Genomic DNA, 17,400 nt, shown 5'->3' with positions numbered 1-17,400 from the left:
CCTTATTACATCGTCAGAATTAGTATAAATATTAAAATCAAATCATTATGATCGTAAATACAGAACAAAAACAATTGATTAAAACTGCAAGAATCACCGGAGTATGGTATTTAATGATGGCTATTTCAGGAATTTTAGGTTTTATGGTCTTTCATTCTCAAATATTTGTGTCCGGCAACCCTGAACAAACGCTAACGAATTTAGTAGAATTAGAATCTACTGCAAGAATTAGGTTGCTCTTAGAGTTTGCTATCGTATTATCCCAGGCCCTGACTGCAGTTTGGTTTTTCAAATTATTCAAAGGTAAGTATGAATGGGAAGCTTGGACTCTGGGTATATGGGGAATGGTAAATGCTTTGGCCATTATGATAAGTGCAATTTCAATCGCCTCCGCAATAGGTATTGCCAATTCTAATGTAAGTGCTATGGAAGACAAAGTTGTACTCATTCAGGTTCTTCAAAATATAATTTCAAATGCTTGGGGAGTTGGTGGTCTTTTCTTTGGGCTTTGGCTGTTTCCCATGGGATACATAGTCATCAAATCTAAAAGAATGCCTGTCTGGTTGGGAAGAGTTATTATTTTAGGAGGTATAGGCTATCTAATTTCCACCGTTATACGTTACGCAGGAATTGATCTTAGCTTCAATAGATTTCTTATTCTACCCGCAAGTATTGGAGAATTTTGGATGATCGGTTATTTATTGATTTTTGGGATAAGACCTAGTAATGAGTAAAATTAGATTAAAACGGCATACAACAAAAACGTATATAATCAATTGCTTGGCAGCTTGCGTATTACAACATTACTGTGAGAAATAACAGATGAAAAATAAAATATATAATTATTCAAACAACCCTATGCAGATTTTGGAATTTCTGAATGGACATTGAATCTAATAAATAAGTCAAAAACAACACACAATGTAAGCTTACAAATCAATGTAGCCCACTTCATGGCGCAACTAATCATAGATGACGAATTATGGAATATTTGGAAGGGGCAACCTTAAGCGGAAATCTTTTTTAAAAATAGTTGAAGTAAAATTCGATAGCACTGCCGAGAACAAGACTAGTTATGACCCAAAAAATAGTTATTCTTCCCAGATTAAATGCATTTGAAAAGGCTATCCATAAAGAGATTGTGGCACAAATGAAAAATATAACCATGGCATAAGGGGGCACTCCGCTTATAAACACGCCTGTTAGATTGAAAATAATATCCAGCAGGGCCGTAAAAGCGAACAACGCCAAGGCAAAATTCGATTTTTTATGTCCAATAAAAAGATAGTAAGCGCCAATCAGTAACTCAACACAGATTGCCAAAGGTCCAAATTGGCCGTAATATGATTTCTTGAAATACCCTACAAAGTTTTCCGGATAGTCGATTTTCAAATAGAAGACAACGCCAAGTATCACTGATAATACAATAAAGGCAACGGCGATAGTCTTTCTAGTTTTCATTTTATTCGGATTTAGCAATGTGACGTTATTTTTCAAATTCCTCTATTTCATTTAAAAATTCCAAGGCCTTCTTTGTTTTTGTACCGGTAAAAAAGCCAATGGTCTTTCGCACCCATTTGATATGCAGGTTTTTATAGGCCAATTTACTTAAAAACCAAAGAAGAGGGAAAACCAACAAAGCATTGACCACAACATAATTTAGCACAAAATCGGGATCCAAATGAGGATACAGGTCGATATTGAAAAAATAGTCAAGGGCCACTAAGGGATATGCCCACCAAACCGGTGCCGAAAGAAATACCAATTTCAAGAATAATAAGGCATGGGAATTGACCTTTTCGATTTTTTTTCTGATTTCTACGATCGGCTTTACGTAATCGATTTGTTGTAACAAGACCAACTGACCGATACTTCCTACAAGGGCGATCAACGCAAAAACGTGAATAATGATCCCGCTAACGGCCAAATGCGTAACGGCCCAGTTGTCGGCTATATAGCTGCAGAGCATAACGACCAATATTGAGAACGAGACTACCTCGATACTTCTAAGTACAGTTATCCAGCGGGTCTGTTTTTGGATTTTGTCCAACTTTATCTTTTTCAGCGACCTTTCGTTCAATTGTAATGCTCGATCTAGTTTGGCATCGTATGCCGCAAAAAGTTCTTTTAATTCGTTTGTTTCCATGATTCCCTATTTTATAAATTCCTTTTTCAGTTTTAATTTGATTCGGCCGATTTTGGTACCCACATTCGTTTTTGTGATTCCCAAGATCTCGCCGATTTCCTCATAGCTTTTGTCCTCTAGATATAATAACATCAAGGCTTTATCCAGTTCCTTCAAATTATGGATGAAATCCTGTAATAATTTGATATTCTGATTCAATTCTACTCCATCGTCATTGTCTTCATCCGCCAAGATAAAAATGGAATCATCGCTATAAAAGTCAGTTTTGGTATACCATTTTTTCTCTTTTCTGTAAAAGGAGATAGCCGTATTCAAAGCGATTCGATACATCCAAGTGGAATATTTATAATCTGGATCGTACTTGTCGAATGCCTTCCAGAGTTGAATAATGATTTCTTGCTCCAGATCTTTCCGATCCGCTCTGTTCGGGCAATAGGAATTCACAATTTTATAGATGATTTTTTTATGTTCATCTATCAGGGTTATGAATCTGTCTTTTTTGTTTGCCATCATCCTTTACTCTATTATTCGCAACACTTTAAAAAAAATCACACTTTTTGGGATATTTTTTTTGGAGAATATTTTCAAGCATTTGCAATTTGGGAAGTTGGGCCCTATCGAAAGTTCCGATTATTATATAGAAGTCCCAAATCTCATCATATCGCGCATTTTCGGAAAATTTGGGATTTTTAGGGCGGGTGTAGTCAGTCGTATCAATGTGGCCCATTTCATGGTACAACTGATTATGGATAATGTAGTATGAAATGCTTGGAAAGGACAAATTCCCGTAATCTATTCTAAATCAATCCTTAGATTGAAATGCAATGCATAATCGATGCAAAAAAACCTTTATACTATTTACTATAGGAAAAGTGTGAATTTTTTAAGGTTATGTGATATAACCCCCTTTCCCTTACAATACCTTTTGGTAACTTGTCGCTGCATAATGCAGCAGCCCATGTCCAAGAGAAATAGCCTTTCTGATTATGTGAAGTCCGTTAACGGAGTGCCGTTAGGCCATTCCAAATCGTTGCGAAACATGCTTAATAATTCCCTTGGAGCGAATTCATTCTCCTCTTTTTGGAGGTATTGGAATCCTATATGGAGCTATTATTTAAGATACTTTGTTTATAGACCCTTGCGTAATTTTTTCCCGGAGAAAGTTGCTATTATCGCGACTTTTCTTGTTTCGGGCGGTATCCACGATGTAGCAGTATTGCTTATAACCGGGCAAGGGTCTTTTATCATCACGATATGGTTTGGCATAATGGCTTTTGTAGTTGTACTGGAGGACTTTGCCAAAATTTCACTTAAGAAGTTTATATTTCCCTTCAAAGCACTAATACATGTGATGACGATTTCGACATGCTATGTATTGGCAAGGCTACTTTTAACTTTGTAATGGGATGAAATATGGCATTTATGGGTAAAATGAAATTCAAAGCGTTAGGCCGAGAGGAAATAACACGAATCTTTTTTCCATAAAACTTGTAACTTTAAGCTACTATGACCCGTGATTTTATCCATATCAATGACTTTGTGGTTTTGGTGGAGGAAGCAACTTCCGATACCGTAGAAGTGGATGCCTGTTTTTTTGAAGAACCGTTGATCGCAGTTGCTTTTTACGGATCGGGAAACGTTGACCTAGCTGTCAAATACGACCAGAAGACAAAGAACTTTAACCACACCAAAGGTTTGGCCCTTTCCTTTTATGCGGATGAAAAAGTGGAATTTGAACATACGGTATCCCCTAACAAAAACTTGGAGTGTATCGTGGTGGCGACCGCTCCTAGAAACTTGGCCCATTTGCCCAATGATGAGGGAGAGATTTTCGCCGAACTGCTTCAAGAACTGGTAGATCCGAGCGATCATTATGTAGAGGGACCAAGTTTTTTGATGACTCCGGAAATGGAACGCATCGTCGATGCCTTTTTCTCGAACAACTACACCGGCAAGACCAAAATGATGTTCTTCAGAAGCCAGATTACTGCTTTGTTATCTCATTTCTTTGGCCAACTGGCCCTTAAACAACAAGAAGCTTCGAAACCACTGCATAGAGAGCAATTGAATAAGGCAAAAGAGATTCTTCTGGAAAATTTAGATAATCCACCTTCACTTTCAGAGCTTTCAAAGGCCATTGGTTTTAACACGACTCGACTCAAAAAGGAATTCAAAGCCATTTTTGGAGTTCCTGTTTTCAAATACCTTCAAAACGAGCGGCTTTCTTCTGCACACAAGCTAATCAGCGAAAAAGAAGCCACCGTACAAGAGGCCGCATGGCAAGTAGGCTACGATAGCCTTAGTTCATTTTCAAATGCTTTTGCCAAAAAGTTCGGTTATCGCCCGAGCCAAATAAAATAGAGTGCCTCGCGTGTGGAATGTCATACCTTTAGTGTGACAGAAAAATAACTACCAGCCATACAACAATCAGTACAAGTGATAAAAAAGCATATTTTAAAAAACGTGTCATTTTTATTTTTTAGAAATAACTCCAAATACCAAACCTATGCCAGCTCCAAGTGCTAGCCCTATGGCAATACTACCAGTTAAGACGCCGGCGCAAAGCCCAATTCCTGCTCCAAAAATCAATCCTAACGTCAATTTCTTATTCATATAAGTTTTTTAATTGGCTGTGTTAAACTTATGTGTTGAACACAGCCTTGTTTTAGTTTATACTTTTTATGCTAAACTCTTTTGATTCCAAATATCTGTTGCCGCCACTTTAGCAGCATACTCGCTGAAATCGATGGGTTTTCTACCCAATATTTTTTCAACATCATTGGTCACTTCGGCCAATTCGGGATTGCCCAATACTTCGGTAAAGAGGTATTCGATGAGCCAGACAAAATCTTCAGGAATACTGGCTTTTCTCATTCCATCACCATATTCCTTAACTGAAATAGGTATGAAGGTAAGTTCACGTTTACTGGCTTTGGCAATTTCGGCTACAGCTTCCTTGAAAGTTAGGGTACGCGGACCAGTAAGTTGATAGATTTTTCCATTGTGTTCATTTTCAGTTAAGGCTTTGGTAACCACTGCCGCAATATCATCGGCATCGACCCAAGGGATTTGTGCTTCGGCCTGTGGCAATGCTACCACACCTTCCAGAACGGGTTCTAGCAAAAAGTTTTCATTAAAGTTTTGGTTGAACCAACTGGCACGAACAATGGTATAGTCCAATCCTGAATGGATGATAACCTGCTCGCAGAGTTGCGCTTCACGCTCTCCTTTTCCTGAAAGGATAACCAGTTTCTTTACCTTGGCGCGTTTTGATTCTTTTACAAGTTGTTCAATTGCTTCTAATGCTCCAGGAACTGCCAAATCAGGCTGATAGGTAATATACACTTTGTCCATTCCTTCCAATGCTTTGGCCCAACCTTCAGGCTGATGCCAATCAAATGCTGGCGAAGCACTACGTGAACCTATTCGCACGTTCTGACCCAATTCTTCCAAAAGGTGAACCACTCTCTTTCCTGTTTTTCCGGTTCCTCCGATTACTAAGATGTTTTCTGTTTTCATTTTTACTTGTTTTTAATTGATATTGATTATGCTTCTAATACTTGAAGTTTCTAATATTATTTTCTACTAATAAGTTGCGGTAATTCTTTTGCGATGTACTTTGAGATACCAATACAAAATTGTCGTTGCGATAAATTCTAGTCCAATGAACCAAAAGCCGAAATCGACGAAGAAATCATAATACGTTCCTCCATAGGGAAGTATGGTAAATGGTACGGTTATGAGGGCATCTAAAATTGCGGATATCATAAAGAAAGTAAGTCCCACCCAAAGCCCATGAGTACTAATATCCTTTCCGTAATATAATTTTGCCCCCAACCAGACCACAGGAATTATCACTATGGACAGCCATATATTGGCTTGCTGTTCCGCGTTTTCTAAAAGTTGTACATAATAGGACGACGCATATAGGCTCACGCCGATTATCCAAATAAGTATCCCAATGCTAATTGCTCTTACTAGTTTCATAACTGTTCGTTTTTTGATGAATGAATATTGTGTTTGCTGTATTATTTTAAATAGATCAAGCCTATTAACAGCAATGCGAATGATGTAAATGAGGATATAGTACGCCGGATGTGCCAGCGGTTCCAAGGCTGTTCAAATTTGGTTCGTAGTTCCTTAAGCTCTAGTGCTGAAAGATTTTCGAGAATGGTTTTATCGAGTATTTCGTTGAGCGGTACATTTTTGAAAACCGTTATCAACCCTATTCCAAAAAGGAATAGAATTGCCGCGAGCATAAATGACCAAAATGTCGTCGGATGTGCATTGCGATATAAAAAGGCATTGATAAATAAAAGCACCACGGGGCCAAAGAAAACAATAAGAAAACTACGGTTGATAATGCTTCGGTTCATTGCTTGAAACGATTGTAAAAACCCTAAGTCATCTAGTCTCCCAACGCCGGGTGTTATCGCGTTAGACCACGTAAAGCATAATCCTGCTGTAAGTCCTGTAAATAAGATACCTAGCATCAATACGATAATTTTAAAGTTGATTTCCATTTTGATTGTTTTTTAAGGATGATATCCAAGTGAGTAAATCTTGATATTCTTCGCTAGTGAGTTTAATTTTTTTGCCCTTTGGCATTCTTTTTTTAATGAACACTTGTTTGTACACGTCATTTGACCAGTTGTTCATATTGTTCTCGGTAAAGACACGTCTGCGATTGCGTTGCTCGTGGCATACATTACATTTATTGGTGAGAATCTCAAACGCTTTTGTTTTAACAGGATCTTCAGTTATAGATGCTGTGTACCCAAGAGGCTTGTAGTCATTAATCGTTTCCGGTTTGTTATATGCCTCCAATAGCGTTAAACAAATTCCGATTAGCAATTTTATAATAGTTATCATCATCGTATGGTTTTTTGATTATGACGACACAAAGTTGTGCAATTATGCCGCCCTTCATTTATTCGAGCGGAAGTATGATTTGTTCCAAAAGTGCGTTAGGCAACTTTCCAAATTTTATGTTGTGAAGCGAACTATTATAAAGCTTCCAAAGGTTTCTTTTGTAGCTCATTAGAAAATGCAGCTATTTTATCTTCTAGCTCTTTTCTGTATTGTTCTTCTATTACTTTACCTTCTTTAAAGTGGTCGTAAAATGAGGGTAGTGAATAGGTTTTGATGATTTTTGCCCCTAGAAATGGAAAACTAGCCTCAGCTGACTGTAAGACGGTAACGCCGCCTCTTCCTCCGGGTGAAGTAGCCATCAATAGCATTGGCTTTTCTCTCCAAATTTGCATTTGCATACGCGATAACCAGTCTATCACATTCTTAAACACCGCAGCGTACGAACCATTATGTTCTGCTAATGAGATGATAAAGGCATCTGCTGTATTAATTAGCTCATCCAATCTTTTTACTGCTGTAGGAATGCCATTTTCTGCCTCGAAGTCCTCGCCGTAGATAGGAAGTACATAATCATTTAAATCGATAGATACGATTTCTACATTTTTCAACAAGCTGGCGGTATGACCTAAAAGACTTTTGTTGATTGATTTTTGACTATTGCTGCCTGCAATTGTGATTACTTTTTTCATAATATGTAAGATTTAAAATGTGTTACGATAATAGATTCCGAAACTCGATTTTCGAATTGGTTCAGTTCCGTATTGGTCAAAGTCCACCCCAAGTCCAAGTTGATGGTCTTTATAGGCTGCGCCCAAACGTAATTGTTGGAAACTTCTAGAGTGTGATTTGAACTTATCCCAAACAGTTAAGAACTGCCCAACTAACCACAAGCAAACCTTTTCATTGAGTGGTACGTGGAATTGAAATTGGGAAAATATTTCGCCCAGGCCCGCATCTTTCTTTTCTGAATAGGCTACCGTAGGAACGACCACTACCAAAGCTCTCGAATTCTTCAGGGTGAACTTAGCCGAAAGCCTTTCCGAAAATCCTCCAAAGCTATTATAGTACAGGGAAGGTCCTAGAGCAATAGTCTTGTTGACGTTCCAGAATAATGTAGATTGTACGCCTACTTCATCAAAAATTTGATTTTCTTTTTCTCTAAATTTCTGGAAGAAAGCGAGGGTAGCAATGCTTAAGGTATTACTATCATTAATCGGATAATTAGAGAATAAGGTGAAGTCTGTTTTATCAAAACCTGAGAACAGTTCTAATTGTGTAAACTGTGCTTGCAGAGTACTTGCAAAACCTAGTATTACTGTTACCGATATGAGTCTTATTTCTTTCACACTTCAAAATTCCGATGAGGCGGTGTGAAAAAAAATGAACTAGTTTAAGACTTTTATTTGTGGTTAACCTTTGTGATAATTTTACTCATAAATTCTGGCGTAATCCCAATATATCCGGCCAAATCTTTTTGGGTAATCCTATTCACTATCTGAGGATATTTCTTTTTAAAATTGATATATCTTTCTTTCGCGGTTAGCGATATGCCATGGTTTGAGCGTCTGATGTAACTTATTAAAGATTTTTGATATAAGATGCGATAAAATCGTTCAAATTTTGGAATCTCTTGAAACAGCAAATCATAGTCTGCCCTTGAAATTCCCAATAGTTCAGAATGTTCAGTTGCTTTAATATAATATCTGGAAGGTTCTATGCTCATAAAGCTAGACAAATCACCAGTCCAGTAATCTTCAATAGCAAACATTGAAATATGAGGTGCCCCATCTTCATCTAAGGTATAGACTTTCAAGCATCCTTTTGTTATAAAGTACTCATACTTGGCAATCTCGCCCGCTTGCATAAGAAAATCTTTCTTCCGAACCTCAATTTCGGTCAATAAAGAAATGTACCTCTGTTTTTCCAGCTCGGTTAAATCGATAAACCGAGATACGTTATTGAGTATAAGATGATGCGATTCTTTAAAATTCAATTCTTACGGTATTTGAATGAATTCAATTTAAAGAATTAACCACAAATTAAAAAGGTGGATACCAATATAATTAGCTGCCCAGAATGAATTGGGCATATAAAATCTGAGGGGTAATTTTGATTTAAGAATGAGAATATATTTTGTCTTTCCTTTAACAATCACTTGCAATAAAGACTAAAAAATTGGTACGGTTAGGGCTTGTTTTTTGAAAACCGACCCTAAATATATTACATGAAATGATGATTCCGGCTTTAAGATAAGTCGTTACCAGTACCATTCTGACCTTACGAATAAATGCGCAAAAAGAATACTGCAAAGATTAGGCGCTACTACTTTTTAATTTTCTGAAACTTTTAATGCCAAGGGTAAGCAAGATAAAGATAAGAACTACAAAGCTTAATGTGGTGAAGGAACTCTTCAGCAGACAAAAACTATTGGTAATCATTATGGTATTTTTCGATATTTCCGGATAGTGGTTCAACAAAGTTATAATTCCAATATTCTCTGCATAGTCGGCCGTAGCTGCCAATATAGGCAGAAGACACAGATAAAGAAATGGTGTTTTAAGCTTTTTCAGTTTGTTTAAAAAATAAGCGAGCAATAGGCTAAAACTAATTCCGAAGAGCAACGGATATACCATGTCTATGGGAATTTGAAGGTACAGATAGGTATTGCGTCCCGTTTGGCCAAGGGTACTGAAAAGGGTATTGACATATTCCGAATCGTATCCCATCGGCATCATATCCAATAGCTTCATTCCTTCGGTATGCTCCATAACATTGGGAATCGTAACAGTGAGCATAAGTACATAAACGATATTGGCTACTATAAATAGTAGTAGTACTTTCCTTCCTTGAAGATGGTTTCTGATAATTTTTTCGAACGTTTTCATTTCCCTTGGATTTTATGTAACAAAGGAACAGTGTAAAATTCGACGCTACATTAACAAATGATAAAAAGCAAATCAGCCCTGTTTTCGCAATCGGCTGAGGGAAACGTTGGTAATACCCAAGTAAGAGGCTATCATAGGGTGAGGCACGCGATTTTCGAGCATGGAAAAATCGTTACGGAACTGTTCGAGACGTTGTTTAGCTGTCCATGAGGCCATTCTGATTTCTTTCTGAACCTTGTTTGCTAATTCTTGACGCAAAACGGAATTCCCGAATTCTCGAATTTCAAGATTAGTAATCATCAACGCCTCAAAAGCACTGGCATCCATCTTGGCGATAATACAATCGGTCAAAGCTTCACAGTACAAAAGTGATTTCCCTTTTTCGGTACGAGTTACGTGTGGGGGAATAATAGTATTCTCCTCGAAAAAATATAATGTTATTTTTTTCCCTTCTGTATTTATTAAAAAGGTTCGGACAGTACCGTTTAACAGAATGTAATCTGAGGTGTCGGTCTGATTGGGCTTCAATAAAATAGTTCCCTTTTTAAAAGTATGTTCATCACATAAATCGGCAATAGCATTCCGTGATTTTTTAGTCAAATGGTCACTGTAATTATCGATGCATTTCTGTATCCGTAGTACTTCCATAGCCTTAAATTTTAAACAAAAGGAATACTATTTTCACTTTTAGTTATTGTTTCTTATTAGGTTTTTCAGTCTAGTTTTTCCGAATTGTGTTCGAAAAAATATTCTCTGAAATCGTAAAAACGAACTTCAGTTCAAAGTTACCGTTGCCAAATCCAAAGCATCGATTTTTCCCTTGAGCTGAGGCTTTCCTTGAATTTGAACGGAATATCCATGCTCCAAATCAAGTTGGTCAACAAGGTCTTTGGAAACAAGTAGGTCAACTCCGTATTCATTGCACAACCCTTGTATTCTGGCCGTGGTATTCAGCACATCTCCCGTGAAGAAGATTTCTTTTTTCAACGCTCCGATTTCGCCGGTTGTAACCTCGCCAAAATGCAGCCCCGCTTTAAAATCGGGAAAGCGTCCGTATTTCTCCAAATAAACATCCTTTCGTTTTAACAAATCCGCTTTCATATCAAAGTAACAATGGATGCAGTTATTCTTAGCTATGCCGTTTTTCAGTTTCCAAGAAATCACGATTTCATCTCCGATATATTGATAAACTTCGCCGTAATTCTTGACAATAGCGTTCGATAGGTCAAAATAGTAGGACTTCAACATTTCAAAATAACGGATGTGCCCCAACTGTTCGGCAATAGAAGTCGAGTCCTTCATATCGGCGAACATGAAAATTCGGGTCTCGGCAACGGGCTTGTGGTACTTACCAGTAAAGAAATTGAGCAATACATTTTGTCCAAGGTTTTCGCTGATTTCCGCATAGAGCAATGAGACCAATAGCGAAAACGATAGCTGTATCATCGTGCTTACATTCGTGATGCTGAAAAAGAAGGCTACGTATTTTTTCCATACCCGTTCATCGAAGACCGAGGTTCCGAATTCCATACTGGCCGCAATCTGAAAAGTGATAAAAATCAGTATCAAGAAGAAAGCCGCATAGATCAGAAACTTGGAGGTTATTTTTACCGAGAAGCTTTTCTTTTCAAACAAGCGGTTCAAGAAAAGTAATTCTAGCAAACCCACTAACAGGCCGATAAGTGTGATGCCGGTCAAAGCAAACGTCAGTATATCGGCATCGAGACGAACCGCGGTTTCCGGGATATTCTCCTGATTGCCTATGGCGGCATATTCCACCCATAAAAACAAGGCCCCGAAGACCAGCCAGATGATCCCGAAAGGAATGATCCGAACGATATTTCTTTTTGTGATGGCGGATAGCTTCATTGATTAGCGCTTCAGTTTATCAATGTAATTTAATCATTGATTGTGTTACATTTAAAAATAAATATTCATTTAGCTTTTTGACAACCATTTGCGTAAAACGTTCTTAACTATTTTACCCGCTTTCTTTCCACTAATTCTTGAAATTAAGATTAGGAAGGAAATGAAAAAAGCCGCTTCCCACCAAGACCAGTTTATATGGATTTCCATTTTTCAGTATTTTGATTACAATCTACGTTACCCCTCTTCCATTTAAAAGGACAACTAGTGTCCGACTACTGCCAGCCAAGGTATTTATTGACTTTAGTTAAAAAAAGAACAAAAAAAACCACCTGATGATTCGCAATTAAGGGAATTGATTTCGGAATGGGTGTAACATGAACTTTTGAAATCCGTAGTCTCATTTTTCTTCTCAAATTCAATCCCAAAAAAGTTCCAAATCTCACTTAAAAAGTTCCGATTCATAAGTACGGGCGTCTGCCCCTACCATCCTTTTTCATCTTTGTCCCATCAATTCTTATAAATCAATAAATCAAAAAGATGAAAAAGCAATTTCTAACACTTATGACAATCGGGTTGATGGTCTTAAACTCTGTCGCCCAAGAAACCTATTTAGATGTAGTCATTAACTACACGCCCACAACAATGAATTTTGGTGACAACAACAATGCCCTAAAAGATTTCAAGAAGGGCTATTGGGGGCTTCAGGCCGGAGCCTCTTTTCAAATGGGGGTCAACGATTACTTTTCCGTAGTTCCCGAACTCTACTTTGTGATGAAAGGGACAAAGTTGGAAAACAACAATCCGCTTACGGGGCAAGAAACCCGTATCCGTTTCAACACTTTGGATCTGCCCGTACTGGCACGATTGCATCTGTGCAATCTATATGTAAATGCCGGACCCGTGGTCAGTTATAACCTTCACGGAAGAGTAAAAACGGAAGCGAACGAAACCTTACCCGGAGGCAAAACGAGAATGAAATTCGGTTCGGGAGCAGACTCGTACAGCCGTTGGGATGCCGGAGTACAATTCGGCCTGGGCTATGAATTTCAACTGAAGAAGTCCAGATTACTGCTTGACCTTCGGTATCACTATGGTATGGTCGATATGGGTAATGGCACGGACCTCTACAACCGCTATTTCAATATGAATTTGCTATTGGCTAAAAAGTGGAAGAACAATCCGCTGGCCAAGGCAAAAAAGAAGGATATGGCCCTCTGGGAAGAAATCGACAACCAACCTTTTCCTGTCGAATACCAATAAAAACAAAGGAGTTTATTCATCATGCAATCAATCAAAAAAACAGCAAGGGTAGCAGGCGTATTATATCTCATAGTAATTCTATGTGGCATTTTCGCGGAAAAGTACGTCCGTGCCACCTTGGTCGATTTGACCGATGGGGCGAAGACCGTAGCAACTATTTCCCGAAATGAATTGTTGTTCCGCTTAGGGTTTATAAGCGACCTGCTCATGCAACTGGCCTACTTCGTATTGCCCCTGGTACTCTTTCGAATATTAAAGGAAACCAATAAATGGTTGGCACAGATTATGGTCTTAAGTGTTTCGGTAGCCGTGGCAATCCTATGCATCAATATGTTGAACCATTATGCGCCATTACTTTTACTCAACGGCGAAGGATTCAATTCGGAACAAGTACAAAATCAGGTGTTGTTCCATCTGAATCTCCACAGTAACGGTTATCGTATCGCGCAACTCTTTTTTGGGCTATGGTTGCTGCCACTGGGCTATTTGGTCCTTACATCAAAGCTATTTCCAAAAGGTATCGGCGTCCTTTTGATACTGGGTTGCTTCGGATATTTGATGGATTTTGTCCTGTATTTCCTTTTTCCTTCGGAAAGCAAAGCCCTATCTGAATGGATTACCCTACCAGCTGATTTAGGGGAGTTCTCACTTTGTTTTTATCTATTAGCTAAAGGAGTGAAAAAAGTCCCAAATCATAAATGCGAACGACTGGCAGCTAATTCCAAATCATATTTGCAACGAAATAAACAATCATAAATCATTAAAAAATAACATCATGAAATTATCAGTAAAAGAAACACCCACAACATCAAGAAGATTTATTGTCTTCTCCAGTTTTAGGAATAGCAAACGTGTCCGCTGGGCCGAATACAGGAACTACGGCTATTAAGAGACAATTCATATCGAAAACAAACATCAATCAATTAACAACAGTCGCCCTCTCGACCACTAATCGAGAGGGTACAAAAACAAAACAATTATGACAACATTAGCTAGAATAATCGGATTATTATTATTGAGTTTATTCGTCACATTGACCTCTTGTTCAAGTGACGACAATGAGGTGGTAGTGCTTTCTGAACCATCGGATACGATGACCACCGCTGAATTGACCACTTATTTTCAAACGCTTATCGAAACTGAGAATGTCCCCGGTTTTGCGGTAACAATAATTGAAAATGACGCTATCGTTTTTCAAAGCGGCTTTGGATTTGCAGACATACAAAATCAGAAAGCGTATACCAATCAAACCCAAAATGGGATAGGATCCTTGAGCAAAACCTTTGTTGGAGCCGCGACCGCCAAGGCAATCGAACAAGGCCATTTTACGCTAGAGACTCCTATAAATGATATATTACCGGTCGAAATTGTAAACCTTCAAAAACCGGAGGCCGTCATTTTGGTCAAGCATTTAACGACACATAGCTCTGGTATTATTGATAACCCCAGCAATTATATTGTAGGAAACTATGTGGTGTTGCCCGATCAGGATTTAAACGGCGAGGCGGCAGGTATTCTGCTAAACGGTCTCGGATTGGAAGTTTCAAACCCCATTTCGCTGCCAGATTACCTTGGAGAATACTTTTTGGAGGATGGTGTCTTCTACGGAGCCGACACCTATAGCAATGTTGCACCGGGCAGTTCGTGGTCCTATTCTAACGTGGCCACTTCATTGATGGGATTTGTTATCGAGTCGGCAACTGGGCAATCGTTTGACGCCTACGTAAAAGAGAATATCCTATTACCATTACAGATGAATTCGTCCACTTTTAATATTTTAGAAGTAGACTTTAGCAAAATAGCGATTCCATATATCGACACGGCCAGACCGCTTCCATTTTATGGCAATCACGGTTATCCCGAAGGAAGTATGCATACGACCAATGAAGATTTGGGCAACTATTTATTGGATATGACCCGTGGCATCAAGGGGCAATCTTCAACATTATTTGCACCTTCAATTTACGAGCTTTTGTTCACGGAACAACTCCCCGATGGAACAGTGCCGAATGCATTCGCCGAAAACCACGGACTCTACTGGTACTCCAAAAACGGCAAATGGATGCACGGCGGTAACAGTTTGGGCGTCTCATCGCACATGGAAATTGCGGATAACGGCAGTTATGGTTTTGTGATAACTAGCAATATTGATGGCACCTTCACAGAGAACGAAGGAAAATGGGAAACGGTAAAACAAAAGATAGAGGAAGGAATACAAGCCTTTTTGAAAAGTAATTAATAGGATTAGGAGATAGGATACCAAAAGTGCAAATGATAAATGAATGACTGATTTGGCATCCTTTCTCCACTATAAATAGAAAAATTATGAATCTCAAAACAATACTACTCATGTGGCTCTTAACAAGTAGCTTGACCTATTCCCAAAAACTGGAAAAAGCGCATAAAAAAGTGGATTCCCTCTTTCAAAAGCAGTTGCGGCAAAAAAATGTCCACAACGCCTTCTTGACCGTGCATTCGAATAGACTGGGAATCGACTGGAACTACGCCCAAGGAAATTTTAAAGATGGAACGCCCGTTTCTGAGAACAATCCTTTTCTTTCCACAAGTATCGCCAAGACCTATACGGCTACTTTGGTAATGATATTGCAAGAAGAAGGAAAACTGGATGTTGACGACTCCTTGGCCGAATATTTGCCCTCAGACATTATAGAAGGATTACATATTTACAAAGACGTTGATTATTCTCAACAAATTCGAATTAAACAGCTATTGAATCACACATCCGGACTCCCGGATTATTTCGAGGACGCCCCAAACGAAGGCCCAGCCTTTATGGAACTATTGTTTTCAGACCCTGAAAAGATGTGGAATCCTTTGGAAACCATCGATTTTGCGAAGTCGAAACTGACCCCTCATTTTCTACCGGGCAAGGGGTATCATTATTCGGATACGGAATATGTTCTATTGGGATTGTTGATAGAGGAACTGACCGGAAAGCCTTTACATGAAGTCTTATCCGAGAAACTATTCCGTCCGTTGAACATGCAAAATACCTATATGCATTTGCGTTCACAACCTTTGGATGAATCCACGGGCAAACTGGCCGAGTTGTATGTTGACGATGCCGAAATCAGTTCGTTCAAAAGTTTGAGCGCCGATTGGGCAGGAGGGGGCTTGGCGACGACCGCACAAGACCTTTTGAAATTTCATAAGGCGTTGAACGAAGAAAAATTGGTTTCCAAAAAAAGCCTGCGCCAAATGCAAAAATGGGTCAAGGAATCCTTTGGATTGGAATATGGCTATGGCCTTCGGAAGTTCCAATTAAAAAAGTTGAATCCCCTTTTAGGAAGACTGACGTTGATCGGACATTCAGGTACCTCTGGTGCGTTTATGTACTACTGCCCTGAAATGGATGTGTATCTCACGGGCACCTTTAACCAGACCGCTTACCAAAAAAAGCACGTCGTCTTTATGATGCAGGTGCTCGCACAATTGAAAAGTTTAAAAAAAGGAAAGGACAATGAAGAAGGATAAAACTGTTCTATTGGCTGGTGCAACCGGTTATCTAGGCGGCCATATGGCCAAAGAGTTGGAAACACGACAAATACCGACCAAAATAGTGGTAAGAAATACCGAAAAAGCGGCACAACTTATTTCGGAAACCGCAACCATAGTAAAAGCTAAACTTACCCAGCCTGAAACCTTAAAAGGACTTTTCGAGGGTGTGGACACCGTGATTTCTACAGTCGGTATCACACGTCAAAAAGACGGACTTACGTATTGGGATGTCGATTATCAAGCAAACGTGAATCTGTTAAATGAGGCAATGAGGGCCGGAGTTCGAAAATTCATCTATGTGTCGGTGTTGAATGGCAACCTGCATCGGAACCTTAAAATCTGTGAAGCCAAAGAAGCTTTTGTAGATGACTTGGTTGCTTCTGGTTTGGACTATACCATCATTCGTCCTAATGGATTTTTCTCTGACATGAAGGATTTTTTGGATATGGCAAAAAAAGGTAGAGTCTATCTTTTTGGAAGTGGAGAGCAGAAATTCAATCCCATCCACGGAAGAGATCTCGCCATTGCCTGTGTCGATGCCATAGCATCCCCCAAAACCGAAATCAATATCGGTGGCCCCGATATTCTGACCCATAACGAGGTAGCCGAACTGGCACTTTTGGCCTGTGGGAAACCCATCAATGTCATACATTTTCCACATTGGTTGAGAAAGTCTATTATTTGGGCTTTACGGACCTTTACTTCTTCCAAGACCTACGGGCCAATCGAGTTTTTCCTGACCTTAATGGCCGAAGATGCCATTGCTCCGAGATACGGAAGCAATAGGCTTGGTACCTTTTTTCAGATAGAGGTAGACGTTTTAAAGAAAAAAATCTAAAGTTGAGATAT

22 protein-coding genes are annotated in these 17,400 nt (G+C 38.9%); 8 read left to right on the top strand and 14 right to left on the bottom strand.

All coding sequences use genetic code 11. From position 1 onward, the window contains the following. Positions 1–47: 47 nt before the first annotated feature. Positions 48–734: a DUF4386 domain-containing protein gene (locus tag ACFQZJ_RS02430; protein WP_379932044.1), complete on the top strand. Its 687-nt coding sequence runs from the start codon at positions 48–50 to the stop codon at positions 732–734. Positions 735–1,023: 289 nt separating this feature from the next. On the opposite strand, the gene ACFQZJ_RS02425 is transcribed toward ACFQZJ_RS02430, so the two are convergent. The 3 genes from ACFQZJ_RS02425 to ACFQZJ_RS02415 are packed head-to-tail and all read right to left on the bottom strand — an operon-like array spanning position 1,024 to position 2,659. Beyond that, positions 1,024–1,461, bottom strand: a complete 438-nt coding sequence (locus ACFQZJ_RS02425; RefSeq protein ID WP_379932042.1) for a hypothetical protein — start codon at positions 1,459–1,461, stop codon at positions 1,024–1,026. 25 nt (positions 1,462–1,486) lie between these two features. Continuing rightward, entirely contained in the window at positions 1,487–2,146 is a 660-nt protein-coding gene (locus tag ACFQZJ_RS02420) for a hypothetical protein (RefSeq protein ID WP_379932040.1), read from the bottom strand. A gap of 6 nt (positions 2,147–2,152) precedes the next feature. Further along, on the bottom strand, positions 2,153–2,659 hold the full coding sequence (locus ACFQZJ_RS02415; RefSeq protein ID WP_379932038.1) for an RNA polymerase sigma factor: 507 nt from the start codon (positions 2,657–2,659) through the stop codon (positions 2,153–2,155). A gap of 445 nt (positions 2,660–3,104) precedes the next feature. Between ACFQZJ_RS02415 and ACFQZJ_RS02410 the strand changes: the two genes are divergently transcribed. After that, positions 3,105–3,548: an MBOAT family O-acyltransferase gene (locus ACFQZJ_RS02410; protein ID WP_379932036.1), complete on the top strand. Its 444-nt coding sequence runs from the start codon at positions 3,105–3,107 to the stop codon at positions 3,546–3,548. A gap of 104 nt (positions 3,549–3,652) precedes the next feature. After that, positions 3,653–4,507, top strand: coding sequence for a helix-turn-helix domain-containing protein (locus tag ACFQZJ_RS02405; RefSeq protein WP_379932034.1), 855 nt, complete (start codon positions 3,653–3,655; stop codon positions 4,505–4,507). Between the two features lie 111 nt (positions 4,508–4,618). Here the strand turns inward: ACFQZJ_RS02405 and ACFQZJ_RS02400 are convergent, their stop codons facing one another. The 11 genes from ACFQZJ_RS02400 to ACFQZJ_RS02350 form a co-directional block, all read right to left on the bottom strand. Next, on the bottom strand, positions 4,619–4,759 hold the full coding sequence (locus ACFQZJ_RS02400; protein WP_379932032.1) for a hypothetical protein: 141 nt from the start codon (positions 4,757–4,759) through the stop codon (positions 4,619–4,621). 66 nt (positions 4,760–4,825) lie between these two features. Beyond that, the gene (locus ACFQZJ_RS02395) at positions 4,826–5,665 is read right to left on the bottom strand and encodes an NAD(P)H-binding protein (protein ID WP_379932030.1); all 840 of its coding nucleotides are present in this window, start codon (positions 5,663–5,665) and stop codon (positions 4,826–4,828) included. Between the two features lie 66 nt (positions 5,666–5,731). Beyond that, positions 5,732–6,133: a DUF5367 family protein gene (locus tag ACFQZJ_RS02390; protein ID WP_379932028.1), complete on the bottom strand. Its 402-nt coding sequence runs from the start codon at positions 6,131–6,133 to the stop codon at positions 5,732–5,734. A 41-nt stretch (positions 6,134–6,174) separates the two neighbouring features. Continuing rightward, a complete protein-coding gene (locus ACFQZJ_RS02385; RefSeq protein WP_379932026.1) occupies positions 6,175–6,669 on the bottom strand; it encodes an anthrone oxygenase family protein in 495 nt (164 codons plus the stop codon). Then, the gene (locus ACFQZJ_RS02380; protein ID WP_379932024.1) at positions 6,653–7,021 is read right to left on the bottom strand and encodes a hypothetical protein; all 369 of its coding nucleotides are present in this window, start codon (positions 7,019–7,021) and stop codon (positions 6,653–6,655) included. Before ACFQZJ_RS02380 ends, ACFQZJ_RS02385 begins: the two co-directional genes overlap by 17 nt. A 131-nt stretch (positions 7,022–7,152) precedes the next feature. Then, positions 7,153–7,707, bottom strand: a complete 555-nt coding sequence (locus tag ACFQZJ_RS02375) for an NADPH-dependent FMN reductase (protein ID WP_379932022.1) — start codon at positions 7,705–7,707, stop codon at positions 7,153–7,155. A 12-nt stretch (positions 7,708–7,719) separates the two neighbouring features. Then, positions 7,720–8,364, bottom strand: coding sequence for a hypothetical protein (locus ACFQZJ_RS02370; protein ID WP_379932020.1), 645 nt, complete (start codon positions 8,362–8,364; stop codon positions 7,720–7,722). A gap of 53 nt (positions 8,365–8,417) precedes the next feature. Further along, positions 8,418–9,011 (bottom strand): Crp/Fnr family transcriptional regulator, encoded by a 594-nt coding sequence (locus ACFQZJ_RS02365; RefSeq protein WP_379932019.1) that lies wholly within the window; start codon positions 9,009–9,011, stop codon positions 8,418–8,420. 319 nt (positions 9,012–9,330) lie between these two features. After that, positions 9,331–9,903 carry a hypothetical protein gene (locus ACFQZJ_RS02360; protein WP_379932018.1) on the bottom strand — a complete coding sequence of 191 codons (573 nt, stop codon included), beginning with the start codon at positions 9,901–9,903 and terminating at the stop codon, positions 9,331–9,333. Positions 9,904–9,975: 72 nt separating this feature from the next. Next, complete coding sequence (locus ACFQZJ_RS02355; protein ID WP_379932016.1) at positions 9,976–10,551, bottom strand: Crp/Fnr family transcriptional regulator; 576 nt, start codon at positions 10,549–10,551, stop codon at positions 9,976–9,978. A gap of 126 nt (positions 10,552–10,677) precedes the next feature. Further along, on the bottom strand, positions 10,678–11,772 hold the full coding sequence (locus ACFQZJ_RS02350) for an adenylate/guanylate cyclase domain-containing protein (RefSeq protein WP_379932014.1): 1,095 nt from the start codon (positions 11,770–11,772) through the stop codon (positions 10,678–10,680). Positions 11,773–12,309: 537 nt separating this feature from the next. On the opposite strand from ACFQZJ_RS02350, the gene ACFQZJ_RS02345 reads away from it, so the two are divergent. The 5 genes from ACFQZJ_RS02345 (at position 12,310) to ACFQZJ_RS02325 (ending at position 17,389) form a co-directional block, all read left to right on the top strand. Further along, positions 12,310–13,032, top strand: coding sequence for a porin family protein (locus ACFQZJ_RS02345; protein ID WP_379932012.1), 723 nt, complete (start codon positions 12,310–12,312; stop codon positions 13,030–13,032). Between the two features lie 21 nt (positions 13,033–13,053). Then, positions 13,054–13,788: a DUF4386 domain-containing protein gene (locus ACFQZJ_RS02340; RefSeq protein ID WP_379932010.1), complete on the top strand. Its 735-nt coding sequence runs from the start codon at positions 13,054–13,056 to the stop codon at positions 13,786–13,788. 223 nt (positions 13,789–14,011) lie between these two features. Further along, positions 14,012–15,271 carry a serine hydrolase domain-containing protein gene (locus ACFQZJ_RS02335; RefSeq protein WP_379932008.1) on the top strand — a complete coding sequence of 420 codons (1,260 nt, stop codon included), beginning with the start codon at positions 14,012–14,014 and terminating at the stop codon, positions 15,269–15,271. A gap of 86 nt (positions 15,272–15,357) precedes the next feature. Next, on the top strand, positions 15,358–16,527 hold the full coding sequence (locus tag ACFQZJ_RS02330) for a serine hydrolase domain-containing protein (protein ID WP_379932006.1): 1,170 nt from the start codon (positions 15,358–15,360) through the stop codon (positions 16,525–16,527). Further along, positions 16,514–17,389 carry an SDR family oxidoreductase gene (locus ACFQZJ_RS02325; RefSeq protein ID WP_379932003.1) on the top strand — a complete coding sequence of 292 codons (876 nt, stop codon included), beginning with the start codon at positions 16,514–16,516 and terminating at the stop codon, positions 17,387–17,389. The genes ACFQZJ_RS02330 and ACFQZJ_RS02325 overlap by 14 nt, the downstream gene beginning before the upstream one ends. Positions 17,390–17,400: the final 11 nt, after the last annotated feature.

The organism is Maribacter chungangensis, assembly GCF_042676845.1.
GTDB lineage: Bacteria > Bacteroidota > Bacteroidia > Flavobacteriales > Flavobacteriaceae > Maribacter > Maribacter chungangensis.
This window is presented reverse-complemented; position numbering and strand designations above follow the sequence as displayed.

What these genes read in the sequence shown, in the direction of transcription:
- ACFQZJ_RS02325 (WP_379932003.1), top strand. Translation starts at nt 16,514, where the DNA reads ATGAAGAAGGATAAAACTGTTCTATTGGCTGGTGCAACCGGTTATCTA.
- ACFQZJ_RS02335 (WP_379932008.1), top strand. Translation starts at nt 14,012, where the DNA reads ATGACAACATTAGCTAGAATAATCGGATTATTATTATTGAGTTTATTC.
- ACFQZJ_RS02375 (WP_379932022.1), bottom strand. Translation starts at nt 7,707, where the DNA reads ATGAAAAAAGTAATCACAATTGCAGGCAGCAATAGTCAAAAATCAATC.
- ACFQZJ_RS02390 (WP_379932028.1), bottom strand. Translation starts at nt 6,133, where the DNA reads ATGAAACTAGTAAGAGCAATTAGCATTGGGATACTTATTTGGATAATC.
- ACFQZJ_RS02415 (WP_379932038.1), bottom strand. Translation starts at nt 2,659, where the DNA reads ATGATGGCAAACAAAAAAGACAGATTCATAACCCTGATAGATGAACAT.
- ACFQZJ_RS02425 (WP_379932042.1), bottom strand. Translation starts at nt 1,461, where the DNA reads ATGAAAACTAGAAAGACTATCGCCGTTGCCTTTATTGTATTATCAGTG.
- ACFQZJ_RS02385 (WP_379932026.1), bottom strand. Translation starts at nt 6,669, where the DNA reads ATGGAAATCAACTTTAAAATTATCGTATTGATGCTAGGTATCTTATTT.
- ACFQZJ_RS02405 (WP_379932034.1), top strand. Translation starts at nt 3,653, where the DNA reads ATGACCCGTGATTTTATCCATATCAATGACTTTGTGGTTTTGGTGGAG.
- ACFQZJ_RS02355 (WP_379932016.1), bottom strand. Translation starts at nt 10,551, where the DNA reads ATGGAAGTACTACGGATACAGAAATGCATCGATAATTACAGTGACCAT.
- ACFQZJ_RS02360 (WP_379932018.1), bottom strand. Translation starts at nt 9,903, where the DNA reads ATGAAAACGTTCGAAAAAATTATCAGAAACCATCTTCAAGGAAGGAAA.
- ACFQZJ_RS02330 (WP_379932006.1), top strand. Translation starts at nt 15,358, where the DNA reads ATGAATCTCAAAACAATACTACTCATGTGGCTCTTAACAAGTAGCTTG.
- ACFQZJ_RS02400 (WP_379932032.1), bottom strand. Translation starts at nt 4,759, where the DNA reads ATGAATAAGAAATTGACGTTAGGATTGATTTTTGGAGCAGGAATTGGG.
- ACFQZJ_RS02420 (WP_379932040.1), bottom strand. Translation starts at nt 2,146, where the DNA reads ATGGAAACAAACGAATTAAAAGAACTTTTTGCGGCATACGATGCCAAA.
- ACFQZJ_RS02410 (WP_379932036.1), top strand. Translation starts at nt 3,105, where the DNA reads ATGTCCAAGAGAAATAGCCTTTCTGATTATGTGAAGTCCGTTAACGGA.
- ACFQZJ_RS02395 (WP_379932030.1), bottom strand. Translation starts at nt 5,665, where the DNA reads ATGAAAACAGAAAACATCTTAGTAATCGGAGGAACCGGAAAAACAGGA.
- ACFQZJ_RS02350 (WP_379932014.1), bottom strand. Translation starts at nt 11,772, where the DNA reads ATGAAGCTATCCGCCATCACAAAAAGAAATATCGTTCGGATCATTCCT.
- ACFQZJ_RS02430 (WP_379932044.1), top strand. Translation starts at nt 48, where the DNA reads ATGATCGTAAATACAGAACAAAAACAATTGATTAAAACTGCAAGAATC.
- ACFQZJ_RS02345 (WP_379932012.1), top strand. Translation starts at nt 12,310, where the DNA reads ATGAAAAAGCAATTTCTAACACTTATGACAATCGGGTTGATGGTCTTA.
- ACFQZJ_RS02340 (WP_379932010.1), top strand. Translation starts at nt 13,054, where the DNA reads ATGCAATCAATCAAAAAAACAGCAAGGGTAGCAGGCGTATTATATCTC.
- ACFQZJ_RS02380 (WP_379932024.1), bottom strand. Translation starts at nt 7,021, where the DNA reads ATGATGATAACTATTATAAAATTGCTAATCGGAATTTGTTTAACGCTA.